General features: G+C 67.8%; 16 protein-coding genes and 1 pseudogene. 6 read left to right on the top strand and 11 right to left on the bottom strand.

The window, feature by feature from the left end; genetic code table 11:
• Positions 1–10: 10 nt before the first annotated feature.
• Entirely contained in the window at positions 11–1,333 is a 1,323-nt protein-coding gene (gene hmgA, locus ACOQPE_RS00925; RefSeq protein WP_420610070.1) for a homogentisate 1,2-dioxygenase, read from the bottom strand.
• Between the two features lie 10 nt (positions 1,334–1,343).
• Positions 1,344–2,708, bottom strand: a complete 1,365-nt coding sequence (locus ACOQPE_RS00930) for an MFS transporter (RefSeq protein ID WP_420610071.1) — start codon at positions 2,706–2,708, stop codon at positions 1,344–1,346.
• A 125-nt stretch (positions 2,709–2,833) separates the two neighbouring features.
• Here ACOQPE_RS00930 and ACOQPE_RS00935 point away from each other — a divergent pair, with 125 nt between their 5' ends.
• The 4 genes from ACOQPE_RS00935 to ACOQPE_RS00950 all read left to right on the top strand — a co-directional run bounded on the left by ACOQPE_RS00935 (position 2,834) and on the right by ACOQPE_RS00950 (position 7,523).
• Positions 2,834–3,847 carry an NAD(P)-dependent oxidoreductase gene (locus ACOQPE_RS00935; RefSeq protein ID WP_420610072.1) on the top strand — a complete coding sequence of 338 codons (1,014 nt, stop codon included), beginning with the start codon at positions 2,834–2,836 and terminating at the stop codon, positions 3,845–3,847.
• 3 nt (positions 3,848–3,850) lie between these two features.
• Positions 3,851–4,918, top strand: a complete 1,068-nt coding sequence (locus tag ACOQPE_RS00940; RefSeq protein WP_420610073.1) for a TIGR03617 family F420-dependent LLM class oxidoreductase — start codon at positions 3,851–3,853, stop codon at positions 4,916–4,918.
• Positions 4,919–5,039: 121 nt separating this feature from the next.
• A complete protein-coding gene (locus ACOQPE_RS00945) occupies positions 5,040–5,783 on the top strand; it encodes an SDR family NAD(P)-dependent oxidoreductase (RefSeq protein WP_419916333.1) in 744 nt (247 codons plus the stop codon).
• Between the two features lie 84 nt (positions 5,784–5,867).
• A complete protein-coding gene (locus ACOQPE_RS00950) occupies positions 5,868–7,523 on the top strand; it encodes a SulP family inorganic anion transporter (protein WP_420610074.1) in 1,656 nt (551 codons plus the stop codon).
• Between the two features lie 94 nt (positions 7,524–7,617).
• Here ACOQPE_RS00950 and ppk2 read toward each other — a convergent pair whose 3' ends face one another.
• From ppk2 to ACOQPE_RS00975, 5 genes are all read right to left on the bottom strand, one after another.
• Entirely contained in the window at positions 7,618–8,469 is an 852-nt protein-coding gene (ppk2, locus tag ACOQPE_RS00955; RefSeq protein ID WP_420610075.1) for a polyphosphate kinase 2, read from the bottom strand.
• A 147-nt stretch (positions 8,470–8,616) separates the two neighbouring features.
• A complete protein-coding gene (locus ACOQPE_RS00960) occupies positions 8,617–9,492 on the bottom strand; it encodes a DMT family transporter (protein ID WP_420611334.1) in 876 nt (291 codons plus the stop codon).
• Complete coding sequence (locus tag ACOQPE_RS00965; protein ID WP_420610076.1) at positions 9,492–10,472, bottom strand: ornithine cyclodeaminase family protein; 981 nt, start codon at positions 10,470–10,472, stop codon at positions 9,492–9,494. The genes ACOQPE_RS00960 and ACOQPE_RS00965 overlap by 1 nt, the downstream gene beginning before the upstream one ends.
• On the bottom strand, positions 10,472–11,674 hold the full coding sequence (locus ACOQPE_RS00970; protein ID WP_420610077.1) for an aminomethyltransferase family protein: 1,203 nt from the start codon (positions 11,672–11,674) through the stop codon (positions 10,472–10,474). The genes ACOQPE_RS00965 and ACOQPE_RS00970 overlap by 1 nt, the downstream gene beginning before the upstream one ends.
• On the bottom strand, positions 11,671–12,159 hold the full coding sequence (locus ACOQPE_RS00975; protein ID WP_420610078.1) for a SixA phosphatase family protein: 489 nt from the start codon (positions 12,157–12,159) through the stop codon (positions 11,671–11,673). The genes ACOQPE_RS00970 and ACOQPE_RS00975 overlap by 4 nt, the downstream gene beginning before the upstream one ends.
• A 104-nt stretch (positions 12,160–12,263) precedes the next feature.
• Here ACOQPE_RS00975 and ACOQPE_RS00980 point away from each other — a divergent pair, with 104 nt between their 5' ends.
• Positions 12,264–14,285, top strand: coding sequence for a thiamine pyrophosphate-binding protein (locus ACOQPE_RS00980; protein WP_420610079.1), 2,022 nt, complete (start codon positions 12,264–12,266; stop codon positions 14,283–14,285).
• Between the two features lie 125 nt (positions 14,286–14,410).
• Here the strand turns inward: ACOQPE_RS00980 and ACOQPE_RS00985 are convergent, their stop codons facing one another.
• From ACOQPE_RS00985 to ACOQPE_RS01000, 4 genes and pseudogenes are all read right to left on the bottom strand, one after another.
• Positions 14,411–14,539 (bottom strand): hypothetical protein, encoded by a 129-nt coding sequence (locus tag ACOQPE_RS00985; RefSeq protein WP_420610080.1) that lies wholly within the window; start codon positions 14,537–14,539, stop codon positions 14,411–14,413.
• Between the two features lie 8 nt (positions 14,540–14,547).
• Positions 14,548–14,796 (bottom strand): HNH endonuclease, encoded by a 249-nt coding sequence (locus ACOQPE_RS00990; RefSeq protein WP_420611335.1) that lies wholly within the window; start codon positions 14,794–14,796, stop codon positions 14,548–14,550.
• Between the two features lie 240 nt (positions 14,797–15,036).
• Positions 15,037–15,856: pseudogene (locus tag ACOQPE_RS00995) on the bottom strand (DNA-methyltransferase); the annotation flags it as partial.
• Positions 15,856–16,827, bottom strand: coding sequence for an IS1595 family transposase (locus ACOQPE_RS01000; RefSeq protein ID WP_420610081.1), 972 nt, complete (start codon positions 16,825–16,827; stop codon positions 15,856–15,858). The gene ACOQPE_RS01000 and the pseudogene ACOQPE_RS00995, both read right to left, overlap by 1 nt.
• A 62-nt stretch (positions 16,828–16,889) precedes the next feature.
• Between ACOQPE_RS01000 and ACOQPE_RS01005 the strand changes: the two genes are divergently transcribed.
• Positions 16,890–17,576, top strand: a complete 687-nt coding sequence (locus tag ACOQPE_RS01005; protein WP_420610082.1) for a class I SAM-dependent DNA methyltransferase — start codon at positions 16,890–16,892, stop codon at positions 17,574–17,576.
• Positions 17,577–17,610 lie beyond the last annotated feature (34 nt).

Consider the following 17,610-nt stretch of genomic DNA (forward strand, 5'->3'; position numbering starts at 1 on the left):
CAACAAGCGCTCAGCCGTCGCCGTTGCGGCGGAGGGCGCTGCGGTCATCCAGCGGCGTCCATGCGTCGGCGTAGTCGCTCTGCAGCTCAGGCAACTGGGCAGCCCACGCCGTGGGGATCCAAGCATAGCGCGACTCAAACATGAAGGCGAGCATGTCGGCCATCCGGCGGGGTTCGAGCTCGGCCGTGGTGCCGGCGTCGTAGGCCTCGATGTCGGGACCGTGGGGCAGGAAGGCGTTGTGGATGCTGACGCCGCCGGGCAGGAATCCGCCCTCGGGCTTGGCGTCGTAGGTGCCCTCGATGAGCCCCATCAGCTCGCTCATCACGTTGGAGTGGTACCAGGGCGGCCGGAACGTGTGCTCCTGCACGGCCCAGCGCTCGCGGAACAGCACGAAGTCGACGTTGGCAGTGCCCGTCGTGTCTGACGGGGACGTCAGCAATGTCCAGATGGACGGCGCCGGATGGTCGAACAACAGCGGCCCCAGGGGGCAGTAGTTGCGCAGGTCGTATTTGTAGGGGGCGAAGTTGCCGTGCCAGGCCACCACGTCGAGCGGCGAATGGGGCAGGTGCGTTTCGAGCAGGCGGCCGCCGTGCTTGAAGACCAGCCGGGTGGGTCGATCGTCAGCCTCGTAGCCAGCCATTGGGAACAGGAAGTCGCGGGGCATGGCGAGCGCATCCACGCCGATCAGCCCCGGGTCGGGCAGCCGGAACGGGGCGCCGTAGTTCTCGCACACGTAGCCCCGGGCGGACTCCTCCATCAGCTCGACGCGGAACTTGACGCCACGCGGCACCGTGGCCAGTTCCGCAGGCCCAACGGCGAGGGTGCCGAGCTCGGTCACCAGTCGCAGCGCGCCCTGCTGGGGCAGGATCAGCATCTCGCCGTCGGCGTTGGCGAAGACCTCGTCGTCCATGGAGCGATTGGCGACGTAGAGGTGCGTTGCGGCACCCGTGCCGAGGTGGGCGTCGCCGTTGGCCGCAAGGGTGCACAGGCCCTCGAGCCAGCTCAGGGGCTCGTCGGGAACCCCGATCGGGCTCCAGCGCAGCTGCGCCACCGGTGGCGTGCCCTCACGGCAGGGCGAGGTGCGCAGGTTGCCCGCCTCAATGTCGCGCAGCGCGGTGACGTGGCGTACCGACGGGCGGATCCGGTACATCCAGGTACGCAGCGCGTCCGCCCTTGGCGCGGTGAACGCGCTGCCGGTCAGCTGCTCTGTGTACAGGTCGTGGGTGACACGCTGAGGGCTGTTCTGGCCGATCGGCAGCACGCCGGGTTCTGCCTCGGTGACGTGCTCATTGCCGAAACCGCTCTGGTACTCGATGCCGAAGTCGTCCCCCATGGCCGTCAGCCTAGGTCGCGTCGGCAAACCCCTTTGGAGGCTCGGCACCCCGGAGTTGGGGGGCACCGCGACCCTGGCGGCGCATGATCAGCGCCAGCAGGGTCGCGCCGGCAGCAAGCACTGCGAAACCCGACCAGACCAAGTTGAAGCTGCCCGTCCACTCCGCGACGTAGCCCGTGACGAGACCTCCGATGCTGAGTCCGGACATGAAGCCGAGCATCACAATGCCCGACGCCCGGCCTGCCAGCGCGACGGGAATGCCGGTGATGATGGCCAGCATCGCAACGGCATTCCACGACATCATCGTGAACCCGGCGAGCAGCGACATCACCCATATGAGGCTGCTGTGGACAGTTGCCGCGCCGAGCAGCAGCGCCATCGCCACCACCGTGAACGCGGATTGGATGGCCAACGCGCTCGCGGGGTGCACCCGCCGCTCGGTGAGCCGGGCCCACCAGATGCGCGATCCGATTGCAGTCACGCCGGCTAGGGCGCTGGCCCATCCGGCCCAGAAGTTGGTCCAGCCCAGCGATTCCTCCGCAAAGAGGATCTGGAAGCGGCCGACGCCGCCCACGACGCTGCCCATCAGCAGCGAGAACCACGTGATCGTGATGATGAATCGGCGCTCCGCGAGCCCCATGCGCACCACCCTGGGCTGCGCGGGCGCGACGGCGAACACCGCACCCGGCGGCGCCTCGTAGGCGAAGACCGGCTCGCTGCCGGTCTTGGCGTCGGGCCGCAACCACAGCGCGATGCCCAGCGCGCACACCAGCGTCACCACGCCGTAGATGCCGGTCGCCCAGCGCCAGCCGTACAGGGTGGCGAGTGTCGGCAGCGTGGCACCCGACAGGAACGTGCCGAACATGACGCCGGACTGCTTCAGGCCGGTGATGGTGCCGCGACGACCCTCCGGGACGCGCTCGGCAATGAGCTTGTTGGTGGCCGGATTGCACCAGCCTTGACCGAGGCCTGAGAACGCCGCTGCCGCCATGAGCAGCCACACGTTCGGCGCGAATGCCATGCCGAACAGGCCCACCCCGGCAGTGCCGATCGTGAGCACCGTGGACACCTTCGGCCCGATCTGATCGGTGATACGGCCTGACAGCGGCGCGAAGAGTGCTGCGACGACCGTGTTGGCGGTGAGGGCGACGCTGAACGCACCGGTCGTGATGCCGAGATCGCCGATGAGGTCGACCGCCACCACGGCTGGCGCCATGATCGGGAACGGTCCGAGCACCATCGTCGCGACCAGAACGAAGTTCAGGCCGAAACGCTGCATCGGGCCGTCTTCGGTCGCAGCGACCTCGTCAGGCGCGCCCGCCGTCGCGCTCGGGGCGTCGCCGGTCCGCATCGCAGCGCACCCTATGGCTGTCACCAGTCGATTGTGCGGCCAGCGCACCGCAGCGGCGCAGATCAGCGGCGATCACATCGTGGGCGGCATGGCACCGGCCGCAGAGATCCGTGAAGGCAGCGGCCGTTGGGAGTGCCTAGCGTGCCTGCGTGGACTCTCCCCAAGTGCTGCTGCCCGCCGACGATTACGGGCGACTGGCCGATCGGCTGTCGGCGCTTGATCACGTGATCACGCCGCTGCTGTGGAGCCGTGAGGGCGTGACGCTCAACGACGGCTCGGTCATCGCCGATGCGGGCGGCGTGCCGACCGGCGACGCCGGCTACGCACCGGTCGCCGCTTGGGTCTCGATCGGGCTGCTCTTCGGCGGCAACCTGGCGCCCTTCGTCGATGCGGCACTGGCCCCGGGAACACTCCGTTGGACGCAGGCTTGCTTGGCGGGAACTGATGCACCGCCGTTCCAGCAGCTTCTTGCCGCGGGCGTTCAGCTGAGCCGCAGCGACGCGCCCAACGATGCCACCGCCGAGCACACGATGTCGCTGGTGCTGAGCACGTTTCATGACTGGGCGGGACGGATCGACCGGCGCCGGGCTGGCGATTGGCTGCAGGTTCCCTGGCGGGAGGTGCGCGGCAGCCGCTGGCTCATCGTCGGCTTCGGCTCGATCGGCCGCAAGGTGGCCACGCTGGCCCGCGCATTCGGCGCAGCCGTCGTGGGCGCTCGCCGCAGCGTGGCCGACGATGCCGATCTCAAGGCCACGGACGCCATGGTGACGATGGAGGCCATCGCGGATGAACTGCCGCTCGCCGATGTGGTGGTGCTGACCTGCCCGCTCACGGAGGAGACCCGCGGGCTGGTCGACGCTGACTTCCTGTCGGCTCTGCGTGACGACGTGGTGCTGGTGAACGTGGCCCGGGGCCCAGTCATCGACACCGACGCTCTCCTGGAGTGGCTGGATGGCGACCGTGCGGCGACCGCAGTGCTCGATGTCTTCGATGTCGAGCCGCTGCCCGGCGACAGCCCGCTGTGGCAGCACCCCAAGGTCGTGATGACCACCCACATCGGCGGTGCCGGCAGCGGGATGACAGCCCGCAACGACGACCTGTTCCTGGCACAGCTGGACAGGTTCGTGGCAGGCGGCACACCGAGCCTGCTCGTGGAGGGCTGAATCATGAAAGCCGAGACGCTGCTGCCGCTGGGCAAGCTCGACCCCGGGCTGCGCGCACCCGATGTCCCGCTCGACGTGACGAGCATCGGCGAAGCCGCTGCACAGGTCGAGGCACTGGGCTATGACGCTCTCGTCGTGGAGGAGACCAAGGACGACCCGTACCAGCTGCTCGCCATGGCGGCAGTGGCAACCACCACGCTCGGGCTCGGCACCTCGGTGGCGATGGCATTTCCGCGGTCGCCGACCGTCACCGCTCTGTCGGCATGGACGTTGCAGAAGGCATCTGGGGGACGGTCGATCCTGGGACTGGGCTCACAGGTGCGCGGCCATATCCGGCGCCGCTACGGCATGGAGTGGTCAGCACCGGGGCCGTGGATGCGCGACTACGTCGGCGCTGTACGCGCAGTGTGGCGCTGCTGGCAGGACCGCACGCCGCTGGAGTATGAGAGCGAGCATTACAGCCTGAACCTCATGGTGCCGCTGTTCGATCCCGGCCCGATCGACCACCCCGGTGTCCCGGTGCACATCGCCGCGATCAACCCCAACATGTGCGCTGTCGCCGGCGAGGTTGCCGACGGTGTGCGGCTGCACCCGGTGTGCTCGCCTCGCTACATCACCGAGGTGATGGCGCCCGCGGTCGCTCGCGGCGCCGAGCGGGCCGGGCGCAATGCCGATGAAGTCGAATGGTGCATGAAACCCCTCGTCGCCACGGCGCCGGACGAGGCAACCCTGGCCGCCGTGGCCCGTACGGTGCGCGAGCGCGTCGGCTTCTACCTCTCGACACCCGCCTACCGGGCGGCCTTCGATGTGCACGACTGGATGGACGAGGCAGAGCGAGCGGCGGTCCTCTCCAAGGCTCAACGCTGGGACGAGATCTCGGCGATCGTGTCGGACGAGATGCTGCATACCATCGCCACCGTCGGCACCTACGACCGGATCGGCGGGCTGCTCGCTGAGCGGTACGGCCCCCACATCGACCGCATCGAGTTCTCGATTCCCGTCAACACGCCGGACGACGGCGAGCAGCTCACCGGCATCCTCCGGGAGCTGCAGGCCGCCAGCCGTCACTGAGCGATCCCGACTGGTTCGCCGACAGCAACGGCACCCGTGTCCGTCGAGGTCTAGGGTCTCGCCGTCACTCGCGCGCAGGTGTGGCGCGAGGCCGACCGTATTTGACATAGGGGGACAGCAGATGGGTGTTCTGGACGGACGGGTTGCGATCATCACCGGCGGTGCACGAGGGCAGGGCGCAATCGAAGGCCAGCTCTTTGCCGACGAGGGAGCGACGGTGGTGCTCACCGACGTGCTCGACGACGAAGGCGAGCGCACTGCGGGCGAGCTGGGGTGCGACTACTTGCACCACGACGTTGCCGATGACGCGGCGTGGGACTCGGTGGTGGCCGACGTGGTCGGTCGCCACGGCCGCATCGACGTGCTGGTGAACAACGCCGGCATCTTTCAGGGCGCGGGTCTGATGAAGACCTCCACTGCCGACTTCGACCGCATGCTGGCGATCAATGCCCGCGGTGTGTTCCTGGGCATGCAGAAGGCCGGCGCGGCAATGGCAGAGGCCGAGTCGGGCTCGATCATCAACATCAGCTCGGTCGCGGGACTGATGGGCACCGCCGGGTCGTTCGCCTACAGCGCCAGCAAGTGGGCGGTTCGCGGCATGACGAAGTCGGCCGCAAAGGAACTTGGGCGTCGCGGCGTGCGGGTGAACTCTGTGCACCCCGGCTACATCGACACCGAGATGCTGGCGCAGACCAACGTGTTCACCGAGGACAGCGACCGCACCCGGCGCATTCTGCGCGGTGTGCCTCTCGGGCGCGTCGCCGAGCCAGCAGAGGTGGGCCGGGTGGTCTTGTTCCTCGCCTCCGACGCCAGCAGCTACTGCACCGGCCAGGAATTCACGGTGGATGGGGGCATGTTCGGCTGAGCTTGCGACATGATCCGAGGTGTTCGGATTCGTAGGTAGCCGCTAGGGCCTGAACTACTGTGGCCCGCGGGTGCATTGCACGCGGTGAGGTCTGACATGAACTACGACATCGGGAACCTCCGTGCCGATCTTCGAGCCGGGATCGTCTCGGCCATTGTCGTCTTGCCCTTGGCCCTGGCGTTCGGCGTGGTGTCGGGCTTGGGCCCGATCGCCGGCCTGTGGGGTGCAGTCGCCGTCGGGCTGCTTGCTGCTGTCGCGGGCGGCACGCGAGTGCAGATATCCGCTGCGACGGCGCCGGTGGCGCTTGCCGTGTCGTTCGTCCTCGTCAGGTACGCCGACTCGGCTACCGAAGCGCTCGCCATCATCTTCATCGCGGGGATCATCCAGGTGCTCTTCGGGCTGCTGCGGATCGGCAGCCTGTTCCAGTACACGCCCCACTCGGTGACGTCGGGCTTCGTCAGCGGTGTCGGGGTCATGGTGGTGCTGCTGCAGGTGCTGCCGTTCTTCGGCGCCGACCCCCTCCTGGGCAACCCGATCGATTCGATCCGTCACTGGGACGACGCCGCCCGCGACATGGACTTCCATGCGTTCGGCGTGGCGGTTGCCACCTTCGTGATCTGCGCCGGATGGCCGAAGCGGTGGCGCAAGTACGTGCCGGCGGCGGCCGGCGCCTTGGTATGCGGAACCATCCTCGGCGCATGGATCTTCGAGGGAGCGCCGCGAATCGCAGACGTGATCGAGGCACCGTCGTTCTGGGCTATGGAGATGCCAGGTGCCGGCTTCTGGGGAGCCGTCGGGGCCGCCATGACCATCGCTCTCATCGGCTCGCTGAGCAGCCTGCTGAGCGCCTCGGCCGCCGATTCGCTGACCGGGCACCAGCACGATCCGAACCGAGAGCTCCTCGGCGTGGGACTCGGCAATGCCATCGCCGCGATGTTCGGCGGTCTGCCGGGCGCGGGCGCGCCCGGTGCCACTCAGTCCAATATCCGGGCCGGAGCACAGACTCGTGTCTCAGGCGTCGTCTCCGCGGTGGCGGCGCTCGTGCTGATCATCGTGCTCTCGGGCCTCATCGACAGCATTCCCTATGGCGTGCTGGCCGGCATCTTGCTGTGGCTCGGGCTCAGCCTCATCGACTGGAGATTGATCACGCACCTGTACCGGGTACAGCCGGAACACGTGCTGGTGATGCTGCTGACCCTGGGTCTGACCGTGTTCGTCGACCTGCTGGTGGCCATCGCCGCGGGCATCGTCGCCGCCGCCCTTGCAGCCAGCCGTCGCTTCGAGCGTCTGGAGCTCGACAGCGTGCTGTCGGTGCCGATGCTCGACGCCGTGTTCTTCGCCGACAGCGACCGGGTCGACGTCAGCCAATTCGATGCGTTCTCCGCACGGGTCGGCATGGTCAAGATGCGCGGCAGCTTCACCGTCGCCTCCTCGAACCGGCTGCGGATCGCCATCAGCAAGGACATCCAGGAGCACGAGGTGGTGATCCTGGACTTCACTGAGACCAGCTACATGGACGACAGCGCTGCGCTCGTGGTGGAGCAACTCATCGACGCCGCGATGGAGCACGACACCGAGTGCATCGTCATCGGTGTCGACAGCCTGCCGGAGGGCAGCCTGCAGTCGCTGGACGTGCTGCATCGGGTGCCGGGCGACCACTTCGTGGCCGGCTTCGACGACGCCCGGGTGATTGCCGCGCGACTGCTCGAGATCAACATGGAGTCCAGCGCGCAGTCCTGAGCGACCTCGCCCAGTCCGCCCGGGCCACAGCTTCGCCGTTCGGCTCAGGCCATCGGCCGAGATTCACGACGCCTCGGCTGGCCGCGACGGCGGCTCAGTACAGCTCGGGCACGAAGGTCTGGTCTGACATCGGCGGCCGCACGTACCCGCCTGCCGATTCGCGCTCAGGCAGCTCGACGTGCTCCCACGGCACCGCTTCGTAGGGGATCTGCGACAGCAGGTGAGCGATGCAGTTCAGCCGCGCGGCCCGCTTGTCGTCGGCATCGACGACATACCACGGTGCCTGCTTGATGTCGGTGTGGGCAAACAGCGTGTCCTTGGCGCGTGAGAAATCCACCCAGCGGGCACGGGCCTCAAGATCCATCGGGGAGAGCTTCCAACGCCGGGCCGGGTCGGCGATCCGGCTCCGAAAGCGACGCTCCTGCTCCTCGTCGCTGACCGAGAACCAGTACTTGATGAGGATGATCCCCGAGCGGACCAGCATCCGTTCGAACTCGGGGCATGACCGCAGGAACTCCTCGTACTCCTCCTCGGTGCAGAAGCCCATGACCGGCTCGACGAGGCCGCGGTTGTACCAGCTGCGGTCGAAGATCACCATCTCGCCCGCCGCCGGCAGCTCCTCGACGTAACGCTGGAACCACCATTGGGTCTTCTCGCGGTCGCTGGGTGTGCCGAGCGCGACGACCCGCACCACGCGGTGGTTCAGCCGCTCCATGATGCGCTTGATCGTGCTGCCCTTGCCGGCCGCGTCGCGGCCTTCGAAGATGACGACCACCTTCAGCCCGTTGTGACGGATCCAGCGCTGCAGGCGGGCGAGTTCCTGCTGCAAGAGCTTGAGCTCGCGCTCGTAGGCGCGGCGGGAAAGACGGCTGGGTCGCTTCGGCGGGAGCTCAGGGAATTCCTCGAACTCGGATGCAGCCGCGTCCGTCTCGGTTTCCGACGCCATGTGTTCGGACAGTATCCGAGCCCACTGTGGGGCGAAGACCCGAAGGCCCGGCAGCACGAAGACCCGAACGGCTCCCAGGGCGAGCACCCGAGGGCCCGGCAGGGCGTGAAGCCGAGGCAGAACGGCCGCGACCGCGGGCGCAACCGCTCAGTCGGTGCCGAATGCGACTGCGCCCTTCCGGTCGAGCACCGTGGCGTACAGCATGCCGAAGATCACCACGACGGCACCTGCTGCCACCAACAGTGTCGGGTACTCGCTCAGGAACACCGCCGCCCACACGATGCCGGCCACGGTCTCCACCGGAGCGAACAGGGTGACTTCGCTGGCGGGCGCGTACCTGGGCGCATTGCTGTAGGAGAGGCGGCCGAGCGGATTGCAGACCAGGCCCATGGCCAGGATGGCCGCCCAGGCAGGGGCGTCGAGCCCGCCCGGATCGGCGACGAACGCAGTGGGGATCACCACAAGCAACGCAGCCAGGGCAAGTCCCATGAGACGGCTCATGTCGCGATGGCGGCGCCAGATGACGGTGCTGGCGGCGAAGCAGATCACGGCGATGAGAGCGAGGAAGTCGCCCCAGAGGTTGGGCGAACCGATTGACGTCGACACCACCATGCCGATGCCCACCACGGTGAGCGCTATGCCCGCGCCGACCCGAGGTGACGTCCGCTCTCGCAGGGTCACCCACGCGAACGCCGCGGCCAGCACCGGCGCGGACGCCACGATCGCCACCACGTTGGGCACCTCGGTGTGGGTGATGGCCGAGATGAACGTGAGCTGGCTGATCGCGCCGAGCACGCCGATGGCCAGCAGCGGCCACCTATCGGCCCGCAGCGACGCCCACGAGACCGCTGCCTGGCGCAGGGCCATGGCGCCGTAGAGCAACAGCGACAGCACGCCCACGATGAAGGCGATGTCGAGCGCATCGGCGCCAGAGACACGAACCCACAGCGAATCGGTGGACACCAGCAGCATGCCGAGCGCTGCGAGGCCCCAGCCGAGGCGACGGCTGCCGGTTCGGACCATCACCAGCGTGATGCGTCCGCATCTGGTGCGCCCGCCGACCCGGTTGCGATCCGTCGATGCACGAGCCTGGCGGCGGCCAGATCGGACAGCGCGAAGCCGACCGACTTGAACAGGGTGATCTCGCTGTCGGAGGTGCGGCCCGGGTGGCGCAGGGCGGCGAGCGACGCCAGGTCGGCAGCGATGTCGCCGGCGGAGATCACCCCGGCGTCGAGCGGCTGTGCCAGGTCTCCCGCCCCGAGCGCGCCGTCGAGCGTGTCGACGAACAGCGTCGCCCGCTTGACGGTCTCGTCGTCGGCCTCTCGCATGTCGGCCCGGAAGGCCCCCACCAGATCGATGTGCGTGCCCGGCCGCACGAGGGCACCGCGCAACAGGGGGCTGGTGGCACCCGTGGCGCAGGAGATGACGTCAGCTCGCCCGACTGCCTCGTCGAGCGAATCGGCCGGCTGTGCCGGCAGACCATGCTCGACGAGCTGCTGCGCTGTTGCGGCGGCGCGCTGCGGGCTTCGACCCCAGACCTCGACGGCGTCGAAATCGCGGACTGCGGCATGGGCGAGCGCCAGGTTCGGCGCCAACTTGCCGGTGCCCGCCACGAGCAGGCGACGGGCGTCTGGGCGAGCCAGACGGTCGGCGGCGAGAGCGGAGACCGCCGCGGTGCGTCGCAGCGTGAGCTCATCGCCGTCGAGCACGGCGCTGAGCTGGCCGGTCTGGCCGTCGAACAGCAGGTAGCCGGCGCTGATGGTGGGCAGATCGGTGCCGGCGTTGGACGGGTAGTAGGTCACCGCCTTTACCCCGAGCACCTCGCAGTCGACCCAGGCGGGCATGACCAGCAGCGAACCTGTGCCGCCGTCGGGCAAGCCGACATCATGGATTTCTCGTTGCGGCACCGAGGCGTTGCGGTCGATCAGCAGGCGTTCGATTGCCTCCATCAGCTCGTTCCACGGCGTGGACTGTCGCACCGCCGCCGCGTCGAGCGTCAACATCAGCCGGCGGCTGCGGCCGGGCCGCCCCAAGCGGCGCGCGGCAACTGTTTTTCCTTGTCGACGAATGGCAGCGTGTCGACCGTCGCCGTGTGCCGCGTGCCGTCATGGTCGTGCAGGTGAACGGTCTTGGCGAGCCAGTCGTCGCCGGGGAGCGATCGGTCGAAGCGCACGTAGCCGACGCCGGTATCGAGCGTGGGCGACCAGGTGCCGATGGTCACGTGTCCGACGTGGCGATCTTCATAGCCCACCGCCATGCCGGGCTCGGGCATTGCCGTGGGGCAGATCAAGCCGAACAGCAGCTGGCTGCGGTCGGCTCGCTCCAGCGCTGCCTTGCCGATGAACCCCTCCTTGTCGAGCCGGACGAATTGGCCGAGGCCAGCGCCGAAGGGCGTCAGGTCTGATTCGATGTCGCTGCCGTTGTCCAGGATTCCAGCCTCGATGCGTCGGATCCCCATGGACGACCCGGTGCTGAATTCCATGCCGAAGCGCTCGCCGCAGGCGAACAGGCCGTCCCACAATGCGTCGTGGTCGGTGGGCTCAGGCCCGCTGCTGCAGTAGATCTCGATGCCGGCCTCGCCCGTCCAGCCGGTTCGTGACACCCACAGTGTCTGACCGCACACCTCGAAGAAGCCGGCGCGGAAGTAGCGAAAATCGGCTGGCAGCCCGCCGCGGATCGCCGCATCGGCCACATCGAGCGACGTGGGTCCCTGGATCTGCAACACCCGCGAGCGCGGGTCGAAGACCTGCACATCGAGCCCGATGGCGTGCGCCTTCAGCCAGCTCAGGAACTCGCCGTTGGCGATGACGTACCAGAAGCGGTCCTCGGCGAGGCGCATCAGCACGCCATCCATCAGGATCGCGCCGTCGTCGTTGCACGCGAGCCCGTACCGGCACCGGCCGATGCCGAGATCGGCGACCCTGCACGCCAGGACGCGCTCGAGCAGCCGCGCGGCGTCGGGACCTTCGATTGCCAGTGGCATCTCAGGTACGTCGTACAGCAGAACGCCCTGGCGCAGCTTCCAGTAGGCGGCAATGGGGTTCTCGTCGAAGCTCGACTTCATCGGGTACAGCCGGTTGCAGTACACCGCGTGGACGGTCTCGGGGGTGGTGTAGCGGTGCGCGAACGGTGATCTGCTGATCCGGTACGGCGCCAGCGAGACGGTGTCGAACGACTCGACGTAGTAGTGCCGGCTCGCCCTCACGTCAGATCCTCCAATCGAGCACCGAGACTTCGAGGGGAGCGGTAGACGCCATGGCTGACGGTGCCGCCGACGACATGCAGTTCCCACACCGACGCCTTCTTGCAGCGTGTGGGATTCACGTCGATGTCACGGTAAGACAGGCGCCAGAGCACCTCGGGTATGACATCGCCGTGGCTGCACAGCACGCTGTCGCCCGCCTCGCCGCACAGGCGCTCCACCAACGCTTCGGTTCGCCAGCCGTCGGCGCCCTCGGCCAGCTCGGCCGAGATCTCGATGTCCATGCCGAGTTTTGCCGCAAGCGGCTCGATCGTCTGGACGCAGCGAACACTGGGACTCGACAGCACTCGCAGGATCGGTGCCGAGGCGAGTGCTGCTGCGATCGCCTCCGCCTGGGCATGGCCCATCGGGTCCAGCGGTCGCGCGCTGTCGTCGCCGCGCCAGGCACGCCGGTCGCCTGCGGAAGCGTGACGCACGAGGTACAGCACGCCGGAAACGCTAGAGCCGCGCAGAGGTGTCTGGCGTCGCTTCGCGACTACGGGTGTTCCTGCGCAGTGTGCGACGATGAGCGCGAGTCGAACAGGGGTGAACGATGAGCGACACATCCCAGCATCCGGCGCCCAGCACTGCAGCGCCGGAGCTGCCCGCCAGCGAGTTCGCCTGGCACCGGCTCATCGGCGTCGACGAACTCGACGTGGGCCGTGTCACGACGGTCACGGTCGAGCGTGAGAGCTTGTGCGTCACTCGAACCGAGTCGGGCTTCGGGTGTCTCGCGAACGCATGCCCCCATCAGGGCGGTCCCTTGGGCGAGGGCAGCATCGAGGGGGGCTGGCTGCGCTGCCCGTGGCACGGCTACGACTATTCGCCACGTGACGGCACACCGCCGCCGCCGTTCGACGACGCACCGGCTGCATACCGCACCGAGATCAGGTCCGACGGCGTGTACGTCGCTCTGCCGATCGCCCCCAGCCGGTCCCGCACCGTGTCTGACCAGCTCGTCGAGACGATGACGGCGTGGGGCGTGGCGTGGGTGTTCGGCATGGTCGGGCACTCCAACTTGGGATTCGCAGACGCGCTGCGCGAGGCCGAGGCCGACGGCGCGCTGCGATTCATCGGGGTACGGCACGAAGGTGCCGCCTCGTTCGCCGCCACCGCCTACGGAAAGCTGACGGGGGGCCTTGCAGCGTGTTTCGCTATCGCCGGACCCGGCAGCACCAACCTGCTCACGGGGCTGTACGACGCAAAGATGGACCGTGCGCCAGTGCTCGCGCTGTCGGGCCAAGTGCCGTCGAGCGTCCGGGGCCGGGGCGCCTTCCAGGACACCGACCTCTCCGCGGCCTTCGCCGACGTATCCCGGTACTCGGCGACGGTCCAAGCAGGCTCCGACGCAGCCGAGCTGATGAACCTGGCCTGCAAGACCGCCTTGGTGGAGCGCGACGTGGCGCACCTCGTGCTGCCGGATGAAGTGCAGGTGTTGCCGGCGGCTGCGCCCGAGCGACCGGCCGGCTCGCCGCAGGGCCGCACCGGTGACCGCGGCGTGTCGCCTGCCGCCGGTGCGCTTGATGCGGCGGCAGAGGTGCTGTCGGGTTCGAAGCGGCCGATGATCGTCGTGGGTCACGGTGCCCGCAGCGGCATCGACGACATCGTGGCGCTAGCCGAGGCCATCGATGCGCCGGTGGCCACGACCTTCAAGGGCAAGGGACTGATTGCCGACCAGCACCCGCTGGCCTGTGGCGTGCTCGGCCGCTCGGGCACCCCGATCGCGAGCTGGTTCATGAACGAGGCCGACGCACTGGTGACCTTCGGCGTGTCATTCGCCAACCACACCGGCATCGCGTCGTACAAGCCGATCGTGCAGGTGGATTTCGACCCGATGGCGCTGGGCAGGTTCCATGCGGTGACCGTGCCCATGCTGGCCGATGTAGGTGTGGCAGCCCGGGCGCTGGCCGTGGCGCTCGCAGGCAGGGCCGGCAGCCCTTCGGCCGCCGCCGAGGTGGCGGCGCGCTGGGACATCTGGCGTGAAGAGAAGCAGCGCCGGCAGGTCGACGACCGCGGCAGCGGCGTGAACTCTGCGGTCGTGTTCGAGGCCCTGAGTCGCCTCGTGCCGGCTGATGCCGTCATGACTGTGGACGTCGGCAATCACGCCTACTCGTTCGGCCGCTACTTCGAGCCGTGCGGTCAAACCGTGCTGATGTCGGGATACCTGGGGTCGATCGGCTTCGCGTTCCCGGCGGCAATGGGCTGCTGGGCGGCGACCCAGCGCGCACCTGGCTCTCAATGGGCCGGCCGTCCGGCGGTCTCGGTGTCGGGTGACGGCGGCTTCGGCCAGTACGCCATGGAGCTGACCACGGCCGTCAAGTACGGGATGGACATCACCCACGTGCTGCTCAACAACGGCGAGCTGGGCAAGATCTCCAAGGAGCAGCGAGCAGCCGAGTTCGACGTGTGGCAGACCTCGCTGCACAACCCGGGCTTCGCCGAGTTCGCAGAGCTGTGCGGAGCGATGGGCCGCGAAGTGACGGCGGCAGACGATCTGGACGACGCGCTCAGCGAGGCCCTGGCACACCCGGGTCCCGCCTTGGTGGAAGTGCTGACCGATCCGCTGCTCGTCTGAGGGATCGACTCGTTTCTCTGCGCAACACCGCCGCCCCCAAGAACGGCACCCCTGCGCCGAGAACGGCAGCACTAGCGTCTCGCAACGGGGATTATGTAGGATAGTTGCCAGCAGGGAAGCAGCCACTACGACTCCACCCGACGGCGCAGCAACGCCTTGGCCACCAGTTCCGGCGTCGCCCCGTCACGCTGCTGCCTGACGGGCGGATAGATGCGAGGCCGCTTCACCCGCCGATCACGCTTCCGCTTGCTCATGTCGCCTCCTAGCGGGCCATGTAGCCCAGTTTGCGGTTCTGCCGTCGCAGCCCCGAGAGCGTGTAGATGTTCGATTTGAGGCCGTTGCACGGGCCGCACAGCAGCACTCTGTTGGTGATGTGATTGATGCCGCCGTCAGCGCGTGGCGTGTTGTGGTCTAACTGCAAGTAGCGGGCATCGTCGAAGGTGCGGTCGCAGCCTTGGCAGACCATGCCGTGCTGGGTAATCAGGTGCTCGACCATCTGCGCCCGCGACATCTTCGGCCCGTCAGGTTCGGCGTATCGCTCGGTGACTTGCAGGAACGGCGCGGCGGTCTCCCCGTCGTCAGTGCGCACAGGCGGCGCGGCGTGGTAGGCGATGTCCCCGAAGGTGAACAGCCGGTCGTCGCCGTCGAAGTCACGCGGCGCTGTCAGCGCTTCGTCTCGCAGCCGCTCGATCACGACCTCATGCGCCTTGTCCCAGATGTCGATGCCGACCCAGTGTCGGCCCAACCGCTCCGCTGCGACCGGCGTGGTCGCGCAGCCGCAGAATGGATCGAGCACCACGTCGCCCTTGTTGGAGCTGGCCGCGATGATGCGCTCGTACAGCGGCAGCGGTTTCTGTGTCGGGTAGCCGGTGCGCTCGGGCGACCACGTTTGCAGCGAGTTGATGTCCGTCCACCAGTCCGGCATAGCCGCGCCGCGCTCCAAGTCTCGCTCGCGTCCGTCGATGCTGACCCCGCCGCGGCCTCGCACCAGCGCTTGCGACGCTGCCGAGTAGGGGACGTGCTGCCGATTGAAGGTATTGACGCGGCCCTTGGCGTAGAACAGCAGCAGGTCGTGCTTGCGAGCGAACGCGTTGCGCGGAACCCCCCCCGCGGTAACACCAGACGATCTCGTTTCGGAACTGCTTGCGCCCGAAGATGGCGTCCAACAGCGCCTTGAGGTGGTGGCTCGCGGTGGGGTCGCAATGCAGGTACAGGCTGCCGTCAGGTCGCAGCACACGCTGCATCTCGACAAGCCGGACGGCCATGTAGCACAGGAACGCCCCGAGGTCGTCGCCCCATGCCACGCGTGCTGCGTCGATGACCTCCCACACGGCGGGCCAGTCGTCTTGCATCTGGTCGATCCACTCGCCTTCGATGTCGTCAGCCCACGACCAGCGGTCTTGGAACTTCGCGCCCGAAGCGAGCGAGTCCGGCGTGGCGTGGAAGTCGCGGCCCTTGTTGAACGGCGGGTCGGTCGCGACCAAGTGGACTGTCTCGGAGTCCATGCCTCGCAGCACGGCGAGGTTGTCGCCGTGGAACAGCGACCGGTTCGGCCAGTTCGGTTCGGCCATCACCACGGCTCCGACACGGTGCCCGCAGGACCGGCAGCAACGAGGTCGCAGTACCGGACGCGCTGCCCGATGAGACCGCGGACTGTGGCTCGCATCTGGTCGATGGTGTCCATCTCCCGGAAGTTGTGCCTGCCCGCGTATTCGTTGACGTAGCGGTGCAGATGCTTCGGGGAAAGGTTGTGATACACGCCCTGATAGCCCCGCTTGAGCATCGCCCAGAACGACTCGATGCCGTTCGTGTGCGCTTGCCCGCGGACGTACTCACCGACGCTGTGAGCGACCGTCTCGTGGTCCCGAGCGAGGCCGCTGTAGGCGGTAGCGCCGTCGGTGAACACCAGCGCGTCGGGCATCGTCGCGCCTTCGACGAACGGCACCAGCGTGCCTGCGTCGGTGCTGGCGACGACCCGGGCAGTGACCTTGCCGCTGTCACGATCCTTGACGCCGACAACGGCGGTCTTGTCCGCCCCGCCGCGGCCGGTGAGCTTCGCCCGCTGACTGGCGTGCATGTTCTTCGCCTTGCCGCCCACATAGGTCTCGTCGGCTTCGACCGGGCCGGTGAACGGGCCTGCCTCGCACTCTGCCCACGACTCGCGGATGCGATGAAGCATGAACCACGCCGTCTTCTGAGTCACCCCGAGGTCGCGGTGCAGCTTCATGCTGGACACGCCTTTCAGGTTCGTGAGTTCGAGGTAGATCGCGAACACCCACTTGCGCAGAGGAACGTTCGACGCTGCCAGCGCGGTGCCGGTCTTCACGCTGAAGTACTTGCGGCAGTCACGGCACCGGTACGGCATCGTCTTGTGCGTTGCCTCAGCCGTGTTCGTGCTGCCGCAGTGCCCGCAGCAACGCTGGCCGGTCCATACCTGGGCCTCGAACCAGACGCGTGCGCTGTTCTCGTCGGGAAACATCTCGGTGAGTTCCAGCAGCGTGATGCCCTTGCGGTGATGCTTGCCGGGAGCTTTCGTGGTCATGCTGTCATTATATCGACTAGTTCACACGCTGGCAACTATCCTACATAATCCCCCTCGCAACGATGGCCGAGCAATCTGCGACAGATTCCGCAGCGACGAGCATTGGGCTCGACGACGCATACGCCGTCGACGGTCCCGAAGACAACCGCAAGCTGTACGCCTCGTGGGCGGAGACCTACGAGTCGGTCTTCCTTGCCGAGAACGACTACGAGTACCATCAGCACGTGGTTGCAGCGTTCTGCGGCGGCGAGGGTGGTGTCGACCAGCTGGACGGGCCAGTGCTCGATGTCGGCTGCGGAACGGGTGTGGTTGGAGCCGAGCTGGCACGGCTTGGTGTGCCGGTGATCGACGGCATCGACATCTCGCCTGAGATGCTGGCGAAGGCCGCCGCCAAGACCCACGAGGGGCGCGCGACCTACCGGCAGCTCTTCGAGGCCGACCTCACTGGCCATCTCGATCTCGGCAGCGACGCTTACGCCGGCATCGTGAGCGCAGGCGCGTTCACTCATGGCCATCTCGGCCCGGAACCGATCATCGAGTTGCTGCGGGTAGCGCGACCCGGTGCGCGCTGCAGCGTGGGCATCAACTCGGCACACTTCGCCGAGGTCGGTTTCGGCAACTGGCTAGCGCAACGCGAATCGGCGGGGCAGATCAGCGGGCTCGACTTCGAGTTGCGTCCCATCTACGGTGGCGCGGATCCCGACGACCCCGACCGCTGGACACGCATCGCCGTCTTCACCGTGACGTGAGCCAGACTGCCCAGCGGCGATGCGCCTGAGGCCC

The sequence above is a fragment of the Candidatus Poriferisodalis sp. genome (genome assembly GCF_965219595.1).
GTDB lineage: Bacteria > Actinomycetota > Acidimicrobiia > Acidimicrobiales > Poriferisodalaceae > Poriferisodalis.

What these genes read in the sequence shown, in the direction of transcription:
- hmgA (WP_420610070.1), bottom strand. Translation starts at nt 1,333, where the DNA reads ATGGGGGACGACTTCGGCATCGAGTACCAGAGCGGTTTCGGCAATGAG.
- ACOQPE_RS00940 (WP_420610073.1), top strand. Translation starts at nt 3,851, where the DNA reads ATGAAAGCCGAGACGCTGCTGCCGCTGGGCAAGCTCGACCCCGGGCTG.
- ACOQPE_RS00945 (WP_419916333.1), top strand. Translation starts at nt 5,040, where the DNA reads ATGGGTGTTCTGGACGGACGGGTTGCGATCATCACCGGCGGTGCACGA.
- ppk2 (WP_420610075.1), bottom strand. Translation starts at nt 8,469, where the DNA reads ATGGCGTCGGAAACCGAGACGGACGCGGCTGCATCCGAGTTCGAGGAA.
- ACOQPE_RS00960 (WP_420611334.1), bottom strand. Translation starts at nt 9,492, where the DNA reads ATGGTCCGAACCGGCAGCCGTCGCCTCGGCTGGGGCCTCGCAGCGCTC.
- ACOQPE_RS00965 (WP_420610076.1), bottom strand. Translation starts at nt 10,472, where the DNA reads ATGTTGACGCTCGACGCGGCGGCGGTGCGACAGTCCACGCCGTGGAAC.
- ACOQPE_RS00980 (WP_420610079.1), top strand. Translation starts at nt 12,264, where the DNA reads ATGAGCGACACATCCCAGCATCCGGCGCCCAGCACTGCAGCGCCGGAG.
- ACOQPE_RS00985 (WP_420610080.1), bottom strand. Translation starts at nt 14,539, where the DNA reads ATGAGCAAGCGGAAGCGTGATCGGCGGGTGAAGCGGCCTCGCATCTAT.
- ACOQPE_RS00990 (WP_420611335.1), bottom strand. Translation starts at nt 14,796, where the DNA reads ATGTCGCGGGCGCAGATGGTCGAGCACCTGATTACCCAGCACGGCATG.
- ACOQPE_RS01000 (WP_420610081.1), bottom strand. Translation starts at nt 16,827, where the DNA reads ATGACCACGAAAGCTCCCGGCAAGCATCACCGCAAGGGCATCACGCTG.
- ACOQPE_RS01005 (WP_420610082.1), top strand. Translation starts at nt 16,890, where the DNA reads ATGGCCGAGCAATCTGCGACAGATTCCGCAGCGACGAGCATTGGGCTC.